Annotated in this window: 20 protein-coding genes; 19 read left to right on the forward strand and 1 reads right to left on the reverse strand. The window is 71.2% G+C overall.

Translation table 11 applies throughout. The features are described 5' to 3' along the window. Positions 1-119: 119 nt before the first annotated feature. The 12 genes from rplS to ACZ7EC_RS28840 all read left to right on the forward strand — a co-directional run bounded on the left by rplS (position 120) and on the right by ACZ7EC_RS28840 (position 10,041). On the forward strand, positions 120-470 hold the full coding sequence (gene rplS / locus ACZ7EC_RS28785; protein ID WP_471067095.1) for a 50S ribosomal protein L19: 351 nt from the start codon (positions 120-122) through the stop codon (positions 468-470). A gap of 45 nt (positions 471-515) precedes the next feature. Beyond that, complete coding sequence (lepB, locus tag ACZ7EC_RS28790; protein ID WP_471067097.1) at positions 516-1,211, forward strand: signal peptidase I; 696 nt, start codon at positions 516-518, stop codon at positions 1,209-1,211. Next, on the forward strand, positions 1,204-2,292 hold the full coding sequence (lepB, locus tag ACZ7EC_RS28795) for a signal peptidase I (protein ID WP_471067099.1): 1,089 nt from the start codon (positions 1,204-1,206) through the stop codon (positions 2,290-2,292). The genes lepB (ACZ7EC_RS28790) and lepB (ACZ7EC_RS28795) overlap by 8 nt, the downstream gene beginning before the upstream one ends. Continuing rightward, a complete protein-coding gene (gene lepB / locus ACZ7EC_RS28800) occupies positions 2,180-3,187 on the forward strand; it encodes a signal peptidase I (RefSeq protein ID WP_471067101.1) in 1,008 nt (335 codons plus the stop codon). The genes lepB (ACZ7EC_RS28795) and lepB (ACZ7EC_RS28800) overlap by 113 nt, the downstream gene beginning before the upstream one ends. A gap of 112 nt (positions 3,188-3,299) precedes the next feature. Then, positions 3,300-4,082, forward strand: coding sequence for a signal peptidase I (gene lepB / locus ACZ7EC_RS28805; protein ID WP_471067102.1), 783 nt, complete (start codon positions 3,300-3,302; stop codon positions 4,080-4,082). Then, entirely contained in the window at positions 4,072-4,590 is a 519-nt protein-coding gene (locus tag ACZ7EC_RS28810; protein WP_471067103.1) for an NUDIX hydrolase, read from the forward strand. Before lepB (ACZ7EC_RS28805) ends, ACZ7EC_RS28810 begins: the two co-directional genes overlap by 11 nt. A 56-nt stretch (positions 4,591-4,646) precedes the next feature. Then, complete coding sequence (locus tag ACZ7EC_RS28815) at positions 4,647-4,955, forward strand: DUF2469 domain-containing protein (RefSeq protein WP_003965949.1); 309 nt, start codon at positions 4,647-4,649, stop codon at positions 4,953-4,955. 127 nt (positions 4,956-5,082) lie between these two features. Continuing rightward, on the forward strand, positions 5,083-5,445 hold the full coding sequence (locus ACZ7EC_RS28820; protein ID WP_471067105.1) for a YraN family protein: 363 nt from the start codon (positions 5,083-5,085) through the stop codon (positions 5,443-5,445). Beyond that, positions 5,446-7,071: a YifB family Mg chelatase-like AAA ATPase gene (locus tag ACZ7EC_RS28825; RefSeq protein WP_471067107.1), complete on the forward strand. Its 1,626-nt coding sequence runs from the start codon at positions 5,446-5,448 to the stop codon at positions 7,069-7,071. Beyond that, a complete protein-coding gene (gene dprA / locus ACZ7EC_RS28830) occupies positions 7,068-8,243 on the forward strand; it encodes a DNA-processing protein DprA (protein WP_471067109.1) in 1,176 nt (391 codons plus the stop codon). The genes ACZ7EC_RS28825 and dprA overlap by 4 nt, the downstream gene beginning before the upstream one ends. A gap of 335 nt (positions 8,244-8,578) precedes the next feature. Beyond that, positions 8,579-9,421 (forward strand): RNA polymerase sigma factor WhiG, encoded by an 843-nt coding sequence (whiG, locus tag ACZ7EC_RS28835; protein WP_471067111.1) that lies wholly within the window; start codon positions 8,579-8,581, stop codon positions 9,419-9,421. A 65-nt stretch (positions 9,422-9,486) separates the two neighbouring features. Beyond that, the gene (locus ACZ7EC_RS28840; RefSeq protein WP_471067255.1) at positions 9,487-10,041 is read left to right on the forward strand and encodes a TetR/AcrR family transcriptional regulator; all 555 of its coding nucleotides are present in this window, start codon (positions 9,487-9,489) and stop codon (positions 10,039-10,041) included. Positions 10,042-10,057: 16 nt separating this feature from the next. Here ACZ7EC_RS28840 and ACZ7EC_RS28845 read toward each other — a convergent pair whose 3' ends face one another. Beyond that, positions 10,058-10,627: a peptidoglycan DD-metalloendopeptidase family protein gene (locus ACZ7EC_RS28845; protein WP_471067113.1), complete on the reverse strand. Its 570-nt coding sequence runs from the start codon at positions 10,625-10,627 to the stop codon at positions 10,058-10,060. Between the two features lie 273 nt (positions 10,628-10,900). Here ACZ7EC_RS28845 and rpsB point away from each other — a divergent pair, with 273 nt between their 5' ends. The 7 genes from rpsB to rlmN all read left to right on the forward strand — a co-directional run bounded on the left by rpsB (position 10,901) and on the right by rlmN (position 18,148). Beyond that, positions 10,901-11,806 (forward strand): 30S ribosomal protein S2, encoded by a 906-nt coding sequence (rpsB, locus tag ACZ7EC_RS28850; protein WP_471067114.1) that lies wholly within the window; start codon positions 10,901-10,903, stop codon positions 11,804-11,806. Between the two features lie 159 nt (positions 11,807-11,965). Next, positions 11,966-12,802 (forward strand): translation elongation factor Ts, encoded by an 837-nt coding sequence (gene tsf, locus ACZ7EC_RS28855; RefSeq protein ID WP_397983783.1) that lies wholly within the window; start codon positions 11,966-11,968, stop codon positions 12,800-12,802. Positions 12,803-13,006: 204 nt separating this feature from the next. After that, on the forward strand, positions 13,007-13,765 hold the full coding sequence (gene pyrH / locus ACZ7EC_RS28860; protein WP_046421052.1) for a UMP kinase: 759 nt from the start codon (positions 13,007-13,009) through the stop codon (positions 13,763-13,765). Between the two features lie 187 nt (positions 13,766-13,952). Continuing rightward, entirely contained in the window at positions 13,953-14,510 is a 558-nt protein-coding gene (frr, locus tag ACZ7EC_RS28865) for a ribosome recycling factor (RefSeq protein ID WP_471067116.1), read from the forward strand. Positions 14,511-14,650: 140 nt separating this feature from the next. Next, positions 14,651-15,895: a phosphatidate cytidylyltransferase gene (locus ACZ7EC_RS28870; protein ID WP_471067256.1), complete on the forward strand. Its 1,245-nt coding sequence runs from the start codon at positions 14,651-14,653 to the stop codon at positions 15,893-15,895. A 263-nt stretch (positions 15,896-16,158) separates the two neighbouring features. After that, entirely contained in the window at positions 16,159-16,935 is a 777-nt protein-coding gene (locus tag ACZ7EC_RS28875; protein ID WP_471067118.1) for a VOC family protein, read from the forward strand. Between the two features lie 106 nt (positions 16,936-17,041). Continuing rightward, positions 17,042-18,148 (forward strand): dual-specificity RNA methyltransferase RlmN, encoded by a 1,107-nt coding sequence (gene rlmN, locus ACZ7EC_RS28880; protein ID WP_397983780.1) that lies wholly within the window; start codon positions 17,042-17,044, stop codon positions 18,146-18,148. Positions 18,149-18,214: the final 66 nt, after the last annotated feature.

The raw sequence follows: 18,214 nt of genomic DNA on the forward strand, positions 1-18,214 counted from the left end.
CGTCCGGTGTGCGCCCCTGCCACAGGGGGACAAGACGCCCGACCCGACACGCGCGGCACCACCCTGTACCTCTTCAGTCCCGTTGATGACCTGTGGCATCAGCGAAGAAAGCAGACGAAATGTCTCACCTGCTCGACACCGTCGACTCCGCGTCGCTGCGCACCGACCTCCCGGCCTTCCGTCCGGGTGACACGGTCAACGTGCACGTGCGCGTCATCGAGGGCAACCGCTCCCGTGTGCAGCAGTTCAAGGGCGTCGTGATCCGCCGCCAGGGCTCCGGTGTCCGCGAGACCTTCACGGTCCGCAAGGTCTCGTTCTCCGTCGGCGTCGAGCGCACCTTCCCGGTGCACACCCCGATCGTCGAGAAGATCGAGCTGGTCACCCGCGGTGACGTGCGCCGCGCCAAGCTGTACTACCTCCGTGAGCTGCGCGGCAAGGCCGCGAAGATCAAGGAGAAGCGCGAGAGCTGAGCGCCTCCCCGGAGTCATAGCGGGGCCGGATAACATCTCGCCCCGATGGACACCGAAGCACAGCCGACGAAGCGCGACCGCACCTCCGGCCCGGACTCCCCGGACCCGGAGGAGCGGTCGCGTTTCGCGTTGGCGCGGATCACCGAATGGCTGCCGGGCGGCCGCGTCACCCTCACTCTCTTCGCCTGCCTGGTGTTCCTGCTCCTGCTGAGCACCTTCGTGGTGCAGCCCTTCCAGATCCCGAGCGGATCCATGGAGCAGGGACTGCGGATCGGCGACCGCGTCCTCGTGAACAAGCTGACCTACCGCTTCGGCGCCGGACCCGCCCGCGGGGACGTGATTGTGTTCGACGGAAGCGGGTATTTCGGGGACGGCGACTACATCAAACGGGTCGTCGGGGTGGGCGGGGACCATGTGGTCTGCTGCGACAAGCGGGGGAGGATCGACGTGAACGGCCGCGCGGTCGACGAATCGGCGTTCCTCTACCCCGGAGACAGGCCCTCCAGCGTGCCGTTCAACATCGTGGTGCCGCCGGGCACGCTGTTCGTCCTCGGTGACCACCGCAGCGACTCCAGCGACTCCCGCGACCACCTCGGCTCGCCGGGCGGCGGCATGATCCCGGTCAGCCGCGTCATCGGCCGGGCCGACTGGATCGTCTGGCCGTACCGCCACTGGACCCATCTGACCCGGCCGCCCGCCTACGCGCGCGTGCCGGCCGCGGCGGGCGGCGCCCATGGGTAACCGCGGCAAGCCGCGCGCGGGCTCCGGCCCGGCCGGCCCCGGCCCGGCCGCCGCCGCCCGGCGCAGCTCCGCGCCCGGCGGCGGCCGCACCCGCGCCGAACGGCGGAAACTCCAGCGCAAGGTCAAGCGCAAGCGCAGACGCTCGGCCGTTCGGGAGATCCCCCTTCTGGTGGGAGTCGCGGTGCTGATCGCGCTGGTACTGAAGACCTTCCTCGTCCAGGCGTTCGTGATCCCGTCCGGCTCCATGGAGCAGACGATCCGCGTCGGCGACCGCGTCCTGGTCGACAAGCTGACGCCGTGGTTCGGCTCCCGGCCCGAGCGCGGAGACGTCGTCGTCTTCCACGATCCGGGTGGCTGGCTGGCCGGCGAAGAGGCCGCCCAGAAGCCGGACCCGGTCGTCGTCAAACAGCTCAAGGAGGGCCTCAGCTTCATCGGGCTGCTGCCGTCCTCCAACGAGAAGGACCTGATCAAGCGGGTCATCGGGGTCGGCGGCGACCATGTGAAGTGCTGTGACGCGCAAGGGCGGATCACCGTCAACGGCGTGCCGCTGTCCGAGAAGGACTACCTGTATCCGGGCAACGACCCGTCCGACATCCGCTTCGACATCACCGTCCCCAAGGGCCGGCTGTGGGTGATGGGCGACCACCGGGGCGACTCCGCGGACTCCCGCTACCACCGGAACTCCCCGTACGGCGGAACGGTGTCGGTGAAATCGGTGGTCGGGCGTGCTATGTGGATCGGCTGGCCGATCGGCCACTGGACGCGCCTGGAGGAACCTAAAACCTTTGCAAGCGTTGCCCGTGCCGGGACGCGGGCGACTGCCGCTCCGCCCCTGTCGCATAGGGTTGACCATGAGAATCCGAACGGAATGACCCGGCTCCCGACCCCTGCGGAACTCCCGCTCGTTATGGGAGTGGTGGGCCTGCGCCGTCTGTGGCGCGGGCGGCGGCACGGAGTAAGGAGTTGGCGTGGGGGATGTGGCGGTTGGCGCACGGTCGGGTCACGACGGCGAGGAGCACCGCGGGAACCCCGCGGAGGCGGACGACTCAGGTACGGACGGCGCCATGACCACAGGGAATGACGCGACGGGCGACGACGGCGCACCGCGCGACGGACAGGGCTCCGGGAGCGCGGGCGCGGGCAACACCCCGCCGCCGCCCAGGAAGCCGCGCTCCTTCTGGAAAGAACTGCCGATCCTGGTCGTGATCGCGCTGGTCCTGGCGCTGCTGATCAAGACCTTCCTGGTCCAGGCGTTCTCGATCCCCTCCGCCTCGATGGAGAACACCCTCCAGATCGGCGACCGCGTCCTGGTCGACAAGCTCACCCCCTGGTTCGGCTCCAAGCCCGAGCGCGGCGAGGTCGTCGTCTTCCACGACCCGGACGACTGGCTGGCGGGCGAGCCCGCGCCGAACCCGAACGCGGTGCAGAAGGTCCTCAGCTGGGTCGGGCTGATGCCCTCCGCCAATGAGAAGGACCTGATCAAGCGCGTGGTCGGCGTCGGCGGTGACACCATCGAATGCAAGGGCACCGGCCCGCTGCTGGTCAACGGCAAGGCGCTGAACGAGCCGTATGTCTACCCCGGCAACACCCCCTGCAGCCAGGACGACCAGGGCGGCCAGTTCAAGGTGAAGGTCCCCAAGGGCTACCTGTGGGTGATGGGCGACCACCGGCAGAACTCGCGGGACTCGCGCTACAACCAGACCGACAAGAACCACGGCTTCGTCCCCGTCGACAAGGTCGTCGGCCGCGCCATCGTCAAGGCCTGGCCGATCAGCCACTGGGGCACCCTGCCCATCCCGGACACTTTCGACCAGCCGGGCCTTGGCAACCAGCAGTCCTCCTCCGCCGCCTCCCTGACGGTCGCCCCCGAGGGCGTCGCCGTCGCGGCCGTCGCCCCCGTCGTGGTGTGGCGGCGCAGGCGCGCGGACCGGCTGCGCTCGGACGCCCTGCCGAAATCGTCGTCCGGACAGCGCTGAGCGCTGCGCCCACGCTTTCCCGGACCGCGGTGTGAAGCTCCGGGAAAGCTGTACCCCAGGTCCTGGAAGAGGGGCTGACCACGCTCGGTACCGACAGGTAGGGTGCGGGTCCATGGGTGGTGAGAGTACGACGCGTACGGCCCCGCGCAGCGGCGGCACCGGCACGGCGGCGGCCGGCGGCCGGCTCGGGCAGCGGCTGTCCGGGGTGGCCGTGGCCCTGGGCCTGGTGCTGTTCCTCGGCGGCTTCGGCTGGGCGGCCGTGAGCTATCGGCCGTACACCGTGCCCACCAGCTCCATGACCCCCACCATCGACGCCGGCGACCGCGTGCTCGCCCAGCGCGTGGACGGCGGCGAGGTGCGCCGCGGCGATGTGGTCGTCTTCCGCGACAGCAGCTGGGTCACCGGCTCCGACGTGGTCAAGCGCGTGGTCGCGGTCGGCGGCGACACCGTCTCCTGCTGCACGGACGGCAAGCTGACCGTCGACGGCAAGCAGATCGAGGAGCCGTACCTCCCCGAGGGGACCGCGGCCGAGAACCAGAACTTCCCGACCGTGACCGTGCCCAAGGGCCGGCTCTTTCTGCTCGGCGACGAGCGCCAGGGCTCCCTGGACTCCACCGCCCACCTCACGGACGCCGCCAAGGGCACCGTCTCCCGCACCGCGGTGATCGCCCGCGTGGACGCCGTCGTCTTCCCCTGGAAGGGCGGGCTGAAGCGCCCCACCGGGTTCGAGGCGCTGGGCGCCCTGTCGCGGCCGGGACCGCTGTCCACCATCGAGCTGCTGATCGCGGTCGGCGCCGTCCTGGTCCTCGGCGGCGGTGCCTACGGCCCGATCGCCAAGCGGACCGGCCGCTCCCGCGCCCGTACCGCCCGCGCGGAGGCGGCCGGTGCCCGCTGAGCCCGAGTGCGAGCAGCCGTGCGAAGGGCGCCCGCGCAAGGTGGCCCGCGTGGTGCTGCTCGACCCCGAGGACCGCATCCTGCTGCTGCACGGCCATGAGCCCGACGACCCCGCCGACGACTGGTGGTTCACCCCCGGCGGCGGAGTGGAGGGCGCCGAGACCCGCGCCCAGGCGGCGCTGCGGGAACTCGCCGAGGAGACCGGCATCACCGAGGTCGAACTCGGCCCGGTGCTGTGGCGGCGCCGCTGCTCCTTCCCGTTCGCGGGCCGCCGCTGGGACCAGGACGAGTGGTACTACCTGGCCCGTACGACCCAGACCGCGACGGCGCCGACCGGCCTTACGGACCTGGAGCGGCGCAGTGTCGCCGGAGCACGCTGGTGGACGTGCCGGGAACTGAGCCGGGCACATGAGACGGTGTATCCGACCAGACTCGCCGAGCTGCTGCGCACGCTGCTCGACGAGGGTCCCCCGGCCGGCCCCCTGACCCTCGACACGGAAATCGTCTGAGAGCCAGTGGAACTGGCGCACAATGGGGGGATCGCACGGCTGAAGGGGAACATGCCATGAGCGCCGAGGACCTCGAGAAGTACGAGACCGAGATGGAGCTGAAGCTCTACCGGGAGTACCGAGATGTCGTCGGTCTGTTCAAATACGTGATCGAGACGGAACGGCGCTTCTACCTCACCAACGACTACGAGATGCAGGTGCACTCGGTCCAGGGCGAGGTGTTCTTCGAGGTGTCGATGGCCGACGCCTGGGTCTGGGACATGTACCGGCCGGCCCGGTTCGTCAAGCAGGTCCGGGTGCTCACGTTCAAGGACGTGAACATCGAGGAGCTGAACAAGAGCGACCTGGAGCTGCCGGGCGGCTGATGACCTGCCTGTTTTCGCTCGGTTACCCCGTCCGGGTGACAGGGTTTTCCACAACCACCCGGTAGCCCACCAAGATCCACTTCCCTCGGGTGGATGCGTGACGGTTGGCGCCGGAGGTGGTGCCGACATGAACGCACGAGAAGCGATCGGCAGGTACGGAGAGGACCTGGCCGCCCGGCGGCTGGCCGAGGGCGGGATGACGATCCTGGCGCGCAACTGGCGCGCCGGGCGCAGCGGCGAGATCGACATCGTGGCCAGGGAGGGCGAGGTCCTGGTCGTCTGCGAGGTCAAGACCCGCGCGGGCGGCCGTTACGAACATCCCATGGCCGCGGTGACCCCGGAGAAGGCCGCCCGGCTGCGCGACCTCGCGGAACGCTGGATCCACGCCCACGGCGGCGCCCCACCGGGCGGCGTCCGCATCGACCTGGTCGGCGTCCTCGTCCCCGGCCGCGGCGCCCCGCGGGTCGAGCACGCGCGGGGGGTGGCCTGAATGGCATTCGCCCGCACCTGCTCCGTCGCCCTCGTCGGCGTCGAGGGCGTGGTCGTCGAGGTCCAAGCCGACCTCGAACCCGGCGTCGCCGCCTTCACCCTGGTCGGCCTCCCGGACAAGAGCCTGACGGAGAGCAGGGACAGGGTGCGCGCGGCGGTGGTGAATTCCGGCGCCGAGTGGCCCCAGAAGAAGCTCACCGTCGGGCTCAGCCCCGCCTCGGTGCCGAAGGCCGGCTCCGGGTTCGACCTGGCCGTGGCCTGCGCGGTGCTCGGGGCCGCCGAACGCATCGACCCACGCGTCCTCGCCGACATCGTCATGATCGGCGAGCTGGGCCTGGACGGCCGGGTGCGCCCCGTGCGCGGCATCCTGCCCGCCGTGCTGGCCGCCGCCGACGCGGGCTACGAGCAGGTGGTCGTGCCCGAGTGCGCCGCCCCGGAGGCCGCGCTGGTTCCCGGCGTGTCGGTGCTCGGCGTCCGCAGCCTGCGCCAGCTCATCGCGGTGCTGGCCGAGGAACCCGTGCCCGAGGAGGAGCCGGACGCACAGGGCCGCCCGGACCCGCTGCTGGCCGGGCTGCGCGTGCCCGGAACCGGCGCCGCCACCGGCATGCACAGCCTCGGCGCGGCCCAGCACGAATCCGATCACGACCTGGCCGATGTCGTCGGCCAGACCTCGGCCCGCACGGCCGTGGAGGTGGCCGCCGCCGGCGGGCACCACCTGTTCCTGGAGGGCCCGCCGGGCGCCGGCAAGACGATGCTGGCCGAACGCCTGCCCGCCGTACTGCCGAGGCTCACCAGGCAGGATTCGCTGGAGGTCACGGCGGTGCACTCGGTCGCCGGGCTGCTGCCACCGGGCAAGCCGCTCATCGACATCGCGCCCTACTGCGCCCCGCACCACTCGGCGACGATGCAGTCACTCGTGGGCGGTGGTCCCGGCATCGCGCGTCCGGGGGCGGTGTCCCTCGCCCATCGCGGTGTGCTGTTCCTGGACGAAGCCCCCGAGTTCCACAGCCAGACCCTGGACGCCTTGCGGCAACCCCTGGAGGCCGGGCACGTCGTGATCGCGCGCAGCGCGGGAGTGGTCCGCTTTCCGGCACGCTTCCTGATGGTGCTGGCGGCCAACCCCTGCCCCTGCGGCCGCTTCTCCCAGCGCGACGCCCTGTGCGAGTGCCCGCCCTCGGCGATCCGCCGCTACCAGGCCCGGCTCTCCGGCCCGCTCCTGGACCGGGTGGACCTGCGCGTCGAGGTGGATCCGGTCACCCGCGCCCAGCTCACCGCGCCGGGTGCGCGGGGAGAGTCAACAGCGACCGTCGCGGACCGGGTCCGGGGCGCCAGGGAGCGTACGGCCGCCCGCCTCGCCGGGACACCCTGGCGCACCAACAGCGAGGTGCCCGGCAGGGAGCTGCGCAGCCGGTTCCAGGCCGTCCCCGGCGCGATGGACGAGGCCGAGCGCAACCTTGAGCGGGGCGTGCTCACCGCCCGCGGCATCGACCGGGTGCTGCGCGTCGCCTGGACGGTCGCCGACCTCGTGGGGCACGACCGCCCGGATGCGAGCGATGTCGCCCTCGCCCTGCACCTGCGCACCGGCGTCCCGCGCGGGGTCCCGATGGCCATCGGCGCGCTGACATGAGCGAAGGAGAGCGGAACCCGCCCCGTAAGCCGGACGAAGAGACCCTCGGCCGCGTCTTCCTGGGGCGGGTGATCGAGCCGGGGGACGAGGTCGGGGGGCGGTGGGTGAGGGAGTTCGGGGTGGGGGAGGTGGTGCGGCGGATCAAGGCGGGGGGTGAGCCGCTGCCGGGGGTCGGCGAGGCGCGGTGGGCCGGGCTCCTGGCGCGGGCCGCGCGCGCCGAGCCGGAGCGGGACCTCGTCCGGGCGCGGGCGGTGGGTGCCCGGTTCGTCGCGCCGGGCACCCCCGAGTGGCCGGGACAACTGGACGACCTCGCCGACGCCCGCCCCCTCGGGCTCTGGGTCCGCGGGCACCCCAGCCTGCGCATGTGGGCCCTGCGCTCCGTCGCCGTGGTCGGCGCCCGCGCCTGCACCGAGTACGGCACCCATGTCGCCGCCACCCTCGCCGCCGGCCTCGCCGAGCGCGGCTGGGTCGTCGTCTCCGGCGGCGCCTACGGCATCGACGCCGCCGCCCACCGCGGCGCCCTCGCCGCCGGCGGAGCCACCGTCGCCGTCCTGGCCAGCGGCGTCGACCGGCCCTACCCCCGCGGCCACACCACCCTGATCGAGCGGATCGCCGAGCAGGGCCTGGTGATCGGCGAGCTGCCGCCCGGCGACCACCCGACCCCGAGCCGCTTCATCCTGCGCAACCGGGTCATCGCCGCCCTGACCAGAGGCACCGTCGTCGTGGAGGCCGCCTGCCGCAGTGGCTCACTCGCCACCGCGCGGGCCGCGCAGCGCCTGGGCAGACACACCATGGGCGTGCCGGGCCCGGTCACCAGCGCTCTCTGCGCCGGGGTGCACGAGCTGCTGCGCGGCGAGGCCACCCTCGTCACGGACGCCGCCGAGGTGGCCGAACTCGTCGGCGACATGGGCGACCTGGCCCCGCCCCGCACCGGCCCGGTGCTGCCCCGCGACCTGCTGACCCCGGCCGCGAGGACCGTCCTCGCCGCGCTGCCCGGCGACCGCGCGGCCCCCGCCGGGGAGCTCGCGGCGGCCGCCCGCACCACCCCGGACGAGGCGATCGCGAGACTGTACGAACTCCGAGCACTTGGATACGTCGAACGACACGGCGATGGCTGGAAGTTGACACGCCAGGCGGTGATCTCGGCCCGGACGGGGCGCCCCCCATGCTGACCGAGCGTGTTCGGCCGTCCGGGGGAACAGCCGACGCCCTTGGAGTTTCCCGGAGTTGGCGCCCATCGGCCATCACACAGAGCGAGCTGCGGAAGGTGATGCCGAAGGGGCCTCCGGGACCCGCGCACGGGTGGTGCCTCGTCGTTCGCACACCGCGACTCCTCAGTCACGCTACGCTCACGAAGACGTCCGCACAGACCACGCCAACCCGACATCAGACCGACACCTCGCCCAGGCGGCCCCTTTCGGCCCACCACCACCCACCACCTCCCAGCACCGCACTCACAGTCACGGCACTTGACGGCACTTCACGGCAGAACGGCACAAGGCGACGAATGCCCCAGCACACCTCCGGGTCCGACCGGGCGGCGATCCCCCCAGCCTCCCGCGACGGTGGCAGCGTGCGGCCGCCCGCTCCCTCGACGCTCGACGAGCTGTGGCGGTCGTACAAGGCGACGGGGGACGAACGGCTGCGGGAGCAGCTGATCCTGCACTACTCGCCGCTCGTGAAATACGTGGCGGGCCGGGTGAGCGTCGGCCTGCCGCCCAATGTGGAGCAGGCCGACTTCGTCTCCTCCGGGGTGTTCGGGCTGATCGACGCGATCGAGAAGTTCGACATCGACCGGGAGATCAAGTTCGAGACGTACGCGATCACCCGGATCCGCGGCGCCATGATCGACGAGCTGCGGGCGCTGGACTGGATCCCGCGCTCGGTGCGGCAGAAGGCACGCAATGTCGAGCGTGCCTACGCCACCCTGGAGGCCCGGCTGCGGCGCACCCCGAGTGAGAGCGAGGTGGCCGCGGAGCTGGGCATGGAGGTGGAGGAACTGCATGCCATTTTCAGCCAGTTGTCGCTCGCCAACGTGGTGGCCCTGGAGGAGCTGCTGCACGTCGGTGGCGAGGGCGGGGGCCGGCTCAGCCTCATGGACACGCTGGAGGACACCGCCGCGGACAACCCCGTGGAGGTGGCCGAGGACCGGGAGCTGCGCAGGTTTCTCGCGCGCGCCATCAACACGCTGCCCGAGCGGGAGAAGACGGTCGTCACCCTCTACTACTACGAGGGCCTCACCCTCGCCGAGATCGGCAATGTGCTCGGGGTCACCGAGAGCCGGGTCAGCCAGATCCACACCAAATCGGTGCTCCAGCTGCGGGCCAAGCTGGCGAGCTTCGGGCGCTGAGCGGACGCCGCCGGACGCGGGCGCGTCCTAAAGTGGTCGACGTGCCAAGGATTCGAGCGGCCTCCGTGGCCGAGCACCGGTCGATGCAGCGAGCCGCCCTGCTGGACGCGGCTCGTGCCCTGCTGTCCGAGGGCGGGACGGAGGCGCTGACCTTCCCCGCGCTGGCCGAGCGCACGGGCCTCGCGCGGTCCTCCGTGTACGAGTACTTCCGCTCGCGGGCGGCCGTGGTCGAGGAGCTGTGCGAGGCCGACTTCCCGCTGTGGGCGGCCGAGGTGGCCGCGGCCATGGAGCACGCGGACTCGCCCGAGGGGAAGGTCGAGGCGTACGTCCGCCGGCAGCTGGCCCTCGTCGGGGACCGCCGGCACCGGGCGGTCGTGGCGATCTCCGCGAGCGAGCTGGACGCCGGGGCGCGGGAGAAGATCAGGGCGGCGCACGGCGAGCTGGTCGCGATGATCGTCGAGGCGCTGGGCGAGCTGGGGCAGGAGCAGCCGCGGCTGGCGGCGATGCTGCTCCAGGGCGTCGTGGACGCGGCGGTACGGCGGATCGAGCTCGGCGCCGAGGACCCGGCGGCGGTGACCGACGCGGCGGTCAGGATGGCGCTGCGGGGTGTGCGGGGCTGAACCCGGCCGGGCGGCCTCAGCCGGTGAGTACCGGCAGCAGTCTCGACGGCCCCCGGTCCAGCAGCCACGGCGGGAGCAGGGCCAACGGGTTCAGATAGGTCCCGCCCCGCAGCAGACCCCAGTGGACGCAGGCCGGCGCACCGCAGTGCGATCCCGCCGCCTCCACCACCCCGACCACATCCCCCGCCCCCACCTCCGCCCCCTCCCGCACCGAAGGGCGCACCGGCTCGTACGTCGTCCGCAGATCGGTCCCCCTCAGCTCCACCGTCACCACTCCGCGCCCCGCGACCCGGCCCGCGAAGGCCACCCGGCCCGCCGCCACCGCCCGTACCGGGCTTCCGGGACCGGCCGCCAGGTCCACGCCGCGGTGGCCGGGGCCGTACGGCGTGGCCGGCGGCTGCCAGCCGCGCAGGACCACGGGCCATGCTCCCACCGGCCAGCCCCGCGCGATCGCCGGCACCGCGGCCGAAGCCCCCACCGGAGGCGCTGACGGCGGCCGCGCCCAGGCCCGGCGCCCGCACAGGATCAGCGCCAGCGCCGTCACCAGAACCAGCGTCCCCATCCCGTACCACACAAGTCGTCGCATGCCCCCACCGTCCCGCACCCCACCGCGGGGGCCCTCCCACCTGTGGATCACTCCCCGGTTGTGGACAACCGCGTCACCCGGTGGCCCGGCGGTCCCGTACACTTCTTCTGGCGATCCGGGTCACCGGGTCGACTTCGCACGCCCCGGTACGGCATCCGGAAACGGTTCCTGCCAAGCGCCTCTCGGTCCTTCGCGGCACGGCGCACGCGGGCGTCAGGCGCGACCGCCGTCCGGCGGACGCGGCACAACCGAGAAACTCAAGGAGATACGGCCATGGCCGTCGTCACGATGCGGGAGCTGCTGGAGAGCGGCGTCCACTTCGGTCACCAGACCCGTCGCTGGAACCCGAAGATGAAGCGCTTCATCTTCACCGAGCGCAACGGCATCTACATCATCGACCTGCTCCAGTCGCTGTCGTACATCGACCGCGCCTACGAGTTCGTCAAGGAGACCGTCGCCCACGGCGGCACGGTCATGTTCGTCGGCACGAAGAAGCAGGCGCAGGAGGCCATCGCCGAGCAGGCCACCCGCGTCGGCATGCCCTTCGTCAACCAGCGCTGGCTGGGCGGCATGCTCACCAACTTCTCGACCGTCTACAAGCGTCTGCAGCGCCTCAAGGAGCTCGAGCAGATCGACTTCGAGGACGTCGCGGCCTCCGGTCTGACCAAGAAGGAGCTGCTGGTCCTCTCCCGCGAGAAGGCCAAGCTGGAGAAGACCCTCGGCGGTATCCGCGAGATGCAGAAGGTGCCCAGCGCCGTCTGGATCGTGGACACCAAGAAGGAGCACATCGCCGTTGGTGAGGCCCGGAAGCTGAACATCCCGGTCGTCGCGATCCTCGACACCAACTGCGACCCCGACGAGGTCGACTACAAGATTCCGGGCAACGACGACGCGATCCGCTCCGTCACCCTGCTCACCCGCGTGATCGCCGACGCCGTCGCCGAGGGCCTCATCTCCCGCTCGCGCGTCGCCACCGGTGACAAGGGCGAGAAGGCCGCCGGCGAGCCGCTCGCCGAGTGGGAGCGCGACCTGCTCGAGGGTGAGAAGAAGGACGAGGCTCCGGCCGCCGAGGCCCCCGCCGCCGAGGCCACGGAGACCACCGAGGCTCCCGCCACCGAGGCTCCCGCCGCCGAGGCCGCTCCGGCCGAGGAGAAGGCCGCCGAGGGCGAGCAGGCCTGATCCGCCGCGTCAGCGTTTGACAGTGGGGGCGGCGACATCGACTCCGCCCCCGCTGTTCACCCATAGGTCGGTACGACGTACGCGCTCCGCGTCTACATGTGGATCGCCAACCGTGCGGATCTGAAGATCTCCCAGACTTCGAGAAAGACTCACTGACTCATGGCGAACTACACCGCCGCCGACGTCAAGAAGCTCCGTGAGCTCACGGGCGCCGGCATGATGGACTGCAAGAAGGCGCTGGACGAGGCCGAGGGCAACGTCGACAAGGCCGTCGAGGCGCTGCGCATCAAGGGCCAGAAGGGCGTCGCCAAGCGCGAGGGCCGCTCCGCCGAGAACGGCGCCGTGGTCTCCATCATCGCCGACGACAACTCCTCCGGCGTCCTGGTCGAGCTGAAGTGCGAGACGGACTTCGTCGCCAAGGGTGACAAGTTCCAGGCCGTGGCCAAGACCATCGCCGAGCACGTCGCCAAGACCTCCCCGGCCGACATCGAGGCCCTGCTCGCCTCCGAGATCGAGCCCGGCAAGACCGTCCAGGCGTTCGTGGACGAGGCCAACGCCAACCTCGGCGAGAAGATCGTCCTGGACCGCTTCGCGCAGTTCTCCGACGGTTACGTCACCGCCTACATGCACCGCACCATGCCCGACCTGCCCCCGCAGATCGGTGTCCTGGTCGAGCTGGACAAGCCGAACGCCGAGGTCGCCAAGGGCATCGCCCAGCACATCGCCGCGTTCGCGCCGAAGTACCTGGCCAAGGAGGACGTCCCGGCCGAGGTCGTCGAGTCCGAGCGCCGCATCGCCGAGGAGACGACCCGCGCCGAGGGCAAGCCCGAGGCCGCGATCGCCAAGATCGTCGAGGGTCGCGTCAACGGCTTCTTCAAGGACGCCACCCTGCTGGGCCAGCCGTACGCGCTGGACAACAAGAAGTCGGTCCAGAAGGTGCTGGACGAGGCCGGTGTCACCCTGAAGCGCTTCACGCGCATCAAGGTCGGCATCTGAGTCCGTACCGCGATCGACGCGCGACCCGCGGAGGAATCCCGATAGGGTCGACAGCAGTCGTCCGCGACCACCGCCACACGCGAGTGTGGGGCGGACGGCAGCAGATCTGACGAGGAGGCCATTGCCGCGTATGGGAGCGAAAAGCGACCCCACCGGCAATGGCCTTCTTCGTATGTGCAACACGTGAAAGAGGCGGGATCTCCCATGACCGACAAGGCCCAGAAAAGCGACGACGGCAAAGTACGCGGCCGGTTTCTGCTGAAGCTGTCCGGAGAGGCGTTCTCCGGAGGCGGCGGCCTGGGCGTCGACCCGGACGTGGTGCACAAGATCGCCCGCGAGATCGCGGCCGTCGTACGGGACGGCGCGCAGGTCGCGGTCGTCATCGGCGGCGGCAACTTCTTCCGCGGCGCCGAACTCCAGCAGCGCGGCATGGACCGCGCCCGCTCCGACTACATGGGCATGCTCGGCACCGTGATGAACTGCCTCGCCCTCCAGGACTTCCTGGAGAAGGAGGGCATCGACAGCCGGGTGCAGACCGCCATCACCATGGGCCAGGTCGCCGAGCCGTACATCCCGCTGCGCGCCGTGCGCCACCTGGAGAAGGGCCGCGTGGTCATCTTCGGCGCCGGTATGGGCATGCCCTACTTCTCCACCGACACCACCGCCGCCCAGCGCGCCCTGGAGATCGACGCCGAGGCGCTGCTCATGGGCAAGAACGGTGTGGACGGGGTCTACGACTCCGACCCCAAGACCAACCCCGACGCCGTCAAGTTCGACGCTCTCGGCTACGGCGAGGTCATCACCAGGGACCTGAAGGTCGCCGACGCCACCGCGATCACGCTGTGCCGCGACAACAAGCTCCCGATCCTCGTCTTCGAGCTTCTCGCCGAGGGCAATATCGCCCGTGCCGTCAAGGGTGAGAAGATCGGCACGCTGGTGGGTGACCACGGCAGCCGGAACTGACCGGCCGCCCCCGTCGCCCCCAGGGGGTACGACACCTGTCCGAGGGACGGACGTCACGCGCCTCGGCCGGGGGATGGACAATGTCCTGCCGGTCGGGAACCGTGCAGGAAGAAGACGCGACGCAGCCGGCCGCCGGACCACCGAGGGACCGCAGCCGGGCCTTACTCAAGACACGCAGGAGCAAGTGGTGATCGAAGAGACCCTCCTCGAAGCCGAGGAGAAGATGGAGAAGGCCGTCGTGGTCGCCAAGGAGGACTTCGCCGCGATCCGCACCGGCCGTGCGCACCCGGCGATGTTCAACAAGATCGTGGCCGACTACTACGGCGCCCTGACGCCGATCAACCAGCTGGCCTCGTTCTCCGTGCCGGAGCCGCGGATGGCGGTCGTCACACCGTTCGACAAGAGCGCGCTGCGCAACATCGAGCAGGCGATCCGCGACTCCGACCTGGGCGTCAACCCCAGCAATGACGGCAACATCATCCGGGTGGTGTTCCCCGAGCTGACCGAGGAGCGCCGCCGCGACTACATCAAGGTCGCCAAGGGCAAGGCCGAGGACGCCAAGGTCTCCATCCGTTCCGTGCGCCGCAAGGCCAAGGACACCATCGACAAGATGATCAAGGATGGCGAGATCGGCGAGGACGAGGGCCGCCGTGCGGAGAAGGAGCTGGACGACCTGACGGCGAAGTACGTCGCCCAGGTGGACGAGCTCCTCAAGCACAAGGAAGCGGAGCTGCTCGAAGTCTGATGAGCGACTCTTCCTGGGGGGCGCCGCCACCGGCGGGGCGGACCGGCTACTGGGGGCCCATCGAGGGTGGGCCCGTCCAGGGCGAGGCCGCCCCGGCGGGTCCCGCCTACGATGCGCCCGAGGCGCAGCAGACGCGCCCCATGCCCATCGTGCCCGACGTACCCGTGTATGGCGGAGACCAGGACGACACCCGGCGGGCTGCTCGGCTGAGCGGCCCCTTGTTCCGGGACGAGCCCCAGCCGCAGTACGGGTCACCACCGCAGTCCGGCGGCCAGCTCCCTTACGGGACGCAGCCGCCGTACGAGCGGCAGCCCGGCTACGGCACCCCGAACCCGCCCGAGGACGCGATGCCGTACGACCCGTACGGGACGCAGCCGCCGGCCGGGACGCAGCCGTCGTACGAGCCGCCGGCGCCGCAGCCGTACGCGCCCCAGCCGCAGCAGGGGCAGCAGCCGCCCTACGGGGCACAGCCGCAGCCCCCGTACGGGACGCCCCAGCCGCCCCCGAGCCCGAGCCAGAATCCGGAGCCCATGCCCGACGCCCCGCAGCCGACGCCGGCGCCGCAGAAGAAAAGCGCGGGCCGCGACCTCGGCGCGGCCATAGGCGTCGGCGTGGGACTCGGCGTGGTGATCATCGCGTCGCTGTTCATCGTCAAGGCCGTGTTCGTCGGCGTGATCGCGGTCGCGGTCGTCGTCGGCCTGTGGGAGCTGACCAGCAGGCTCCAGGAGCGCAAGGAGATCAAGGCGCCGCTCGTGCCGCTCGCGGTCGGCGGTGCGGCGATGGTGGTCGCCGGCTATGTGCGCGGCGCCGAGGGCGCGTGGGTCGCCATGGCCCTCACCGCGCTCGCGGTGCTGGTCTGGCGGATGACTGAACCACCGGAGGGCTACCTCAAGGACGTCACGGCCGCCGTCTTCGCGGCGTTCTACGTGCCCTTCCTGGCCACCTTCGTCGCCCTGATGCTGACCGCGGACGACGGTCCCTGGCGGGTCCTGACCTTCCTGCTGCTCACCGTCGTCAGCGACACCGGCGCCTATGCCGTCGGCTGGCGCTTCGGCAAGCACAAGCTCGCTCCGCGGATCAGCCCCGGAAAGACCCGTGAGGGCCTGTTCGGCGCGGTGTCGTTCTCGATGGTCGCGGGCGCGCTGTGCATGCAGTTCCTGATCGACGGCGGCCACTGGTGGCAGGGCCTGCTGCTGGGCCTCGCCGTCGCGGCCAGCGCCACCCTGGGCGACCTCGGCGAATCCATGATCAAGCGCGATCTGGGCATCAAGGACATGGGCACCCTGCTGCCGGGCCACGGCGGCATCATGGACCGCCTGGACTCCCTGCTGCCGACGGCACCGGTGGTCTGGCTCCTACTGGTGGTCTTCGTCGGCTCCGCCTGACGAAACCCCTGTCGCGCGTCGTCACGGCCGTACGGGCCCCGCCCTGGGAACAGGGCGGGGCCCGTCGCCGTACGACCGTCCGCTCATCCGGCCTCGGGGTCCGTACGGACTCCCAGGGCCCGCCCCCAGGGGCACCATGGCCGCCCACCAGCCGCTCTGACGGGCGGGCGATCACGTTTGGCCACACGATGGTGACAAAGAACGCCCCGTGGCGTGGCCGCTGGATCCCCGGCCCCCTGGTCCCCGGGTAGGGAGAGCGAGAGATGCCCGAAGTCACCACCCCGTACGCGACCGGCACCCCCTGCTGGGTCGACCTGATGGCCTCGGACCAGCAGGCCGCGCTGGACTTCTACCGCGACCTGTTCGGCTGGCAGGGTCAGCCGGGACCGGCCGAGTTCGGCGGGTACACGGTCTGCGAGCTGCACGGCAAGCCCGTGGCGGGTCTCGGCCCGAAGCCGCAGGACATGCCGGAACCGCCACCGACCGTCTGGACCAGCTACCTGGCCACCACCGACGCCGAGGCCACCCAGGACGCGATCGTCTCCGCGGGCGGCACCCTGCTCGTCCCGGCGATGGACGTGGGCAGCCTGGGCCGGATGCTGATCGCCGCCGACCCGCAGGGCGCGGTCTTCGGCGTCTGGCAGGCCGGCGACTTCCACGGCGCCCGGGTCGTCAACGAGGCCGGCGCGCTGACCTGGAACGAGCTGCACACCAGCGACGTACCCGGCGCCACCGCCTTCTACGGCGAGGCGTTCGGCATCGAGATCGAGCCCATGGAGGGCGCCGACTCCTACTGGGCGCTGACGGTCGGCGGCCGCCCGGTCGGCGGCGTCACCCAGCTCGCCGGCGACCCGCCCGGCACCCCCGCCCACTGGCTGGCCTACTTCGCGGTCGACGACGTCGACTCCACCGTGGACGCCCTGGTCAGAAGCGGCGGCACGGTCCTCGCCCCGCCCTTCGACATGATGGCCGGCCGGATGACCGTGGTCGCCGACCCCCAGGGCGCCCCCTTCGCCATGATCAAACCGACCCCGATGTGACCCACCCACCCCGGCCGCCCCCGACCCGAACGACCCGGCCCGCGCGACGGGCGCCACAACCGGCGACCGCGGATCACCCGATTGGATCTGCGACACTGGTACCACCATGCCCAAGCCCGGAGAACTCACCTTTGTCGCGCCGCGCGGAGCCAAGAAGCCGCCGCGGCATCTCGCCGATCTCTCGCCCGCCGAGCGCAAGGAAGCGGTGGCCGGGATCGGTGAGAAGCCGTTCCGTGCCAAGCAGCTCTCGCAGCACTACTTCGCGCGGTACGCGCACGACCCCGAGCAGTGGACCGACATCCCGGCCGGCTCCCGGCAGAAGCTGCGCGAGGCGCTGTTCCCGGAGCTGATGACGGTCGTCCGGCATCTGTCGACCGACGAGGGCACCACCCGCAAGACGCTGTGGAAGCTGTTCGACGGCACCCTCGTGGAGTCCGTGCTGATGCGCTACCCGGACCGGGTCACCATGTGCATCAGCTCGCAGGCGGGCTGCGGCATGAACTGCCCGTTCTGCGCGACCGGGCAGGCGGGCCTGGACCGCAATCTGTCCACCGCGGAGATCGTCCACCAGATCGTGGACGGCATGCGGGCGCTGCGCGACGGCGAGGTGCCGGGCGGCCCGGCGCGGCTGTCCAACATCGTGTTCATGGGCATGGGCGAGCCGCTCGCCAACTACAACCGGGTCGTCGGCGCCATCCGCGCGCTCACCGACCCGGCCCCGGACGGCCTCGGCCTGTCCCAGCGCGGCATCACCGTCTCCACCGTGGGCCTGGTGCCGGCCATCCACCGGTTCGCCGACGAGGGCTTCAAGTGCCGGCTGGCGATCTCCCTGCACGCCCCCGACGACGAGCTGCGCGACACCCTCGTCCCCGTGAACACGCGGTGGAAGGTGCGCGAGGTGCTGGACGCCGGGTTCGAGTACGCCGAAAAGAGCGGGCGCCGGCTGTCGATCGAGTACGCGCTCATCCGCGACATCAACGACCAGGCGTGGCGCGGCGACCGGCTCGGCCGGCTGCTCAAGGGCCGGCCCGTGCACGTCAACCTCATCCCGCTGAACCCGACTCCGGGCTCCAAGTGGACGGCCTCGCGGCCCGAGGACGAGAAGGCGTTCGTGGACGCGATCGCCGCGCACGGTGTGCCGGTGACCATCCGGGACACCCGTGGCCAGGAGATCGACGGAGCCTGTGGTCAGCTCGCCGCCACCGAGCGGTAGTCTGAGCCCGTTCCATCACTTCTTCATCTTTGAAGTACCGAAGAAGCTGCTGTATCCACATCTTCA

This window comes from Streptomyces sp. NPDC037203 (genome assembly GCF_055605065.1).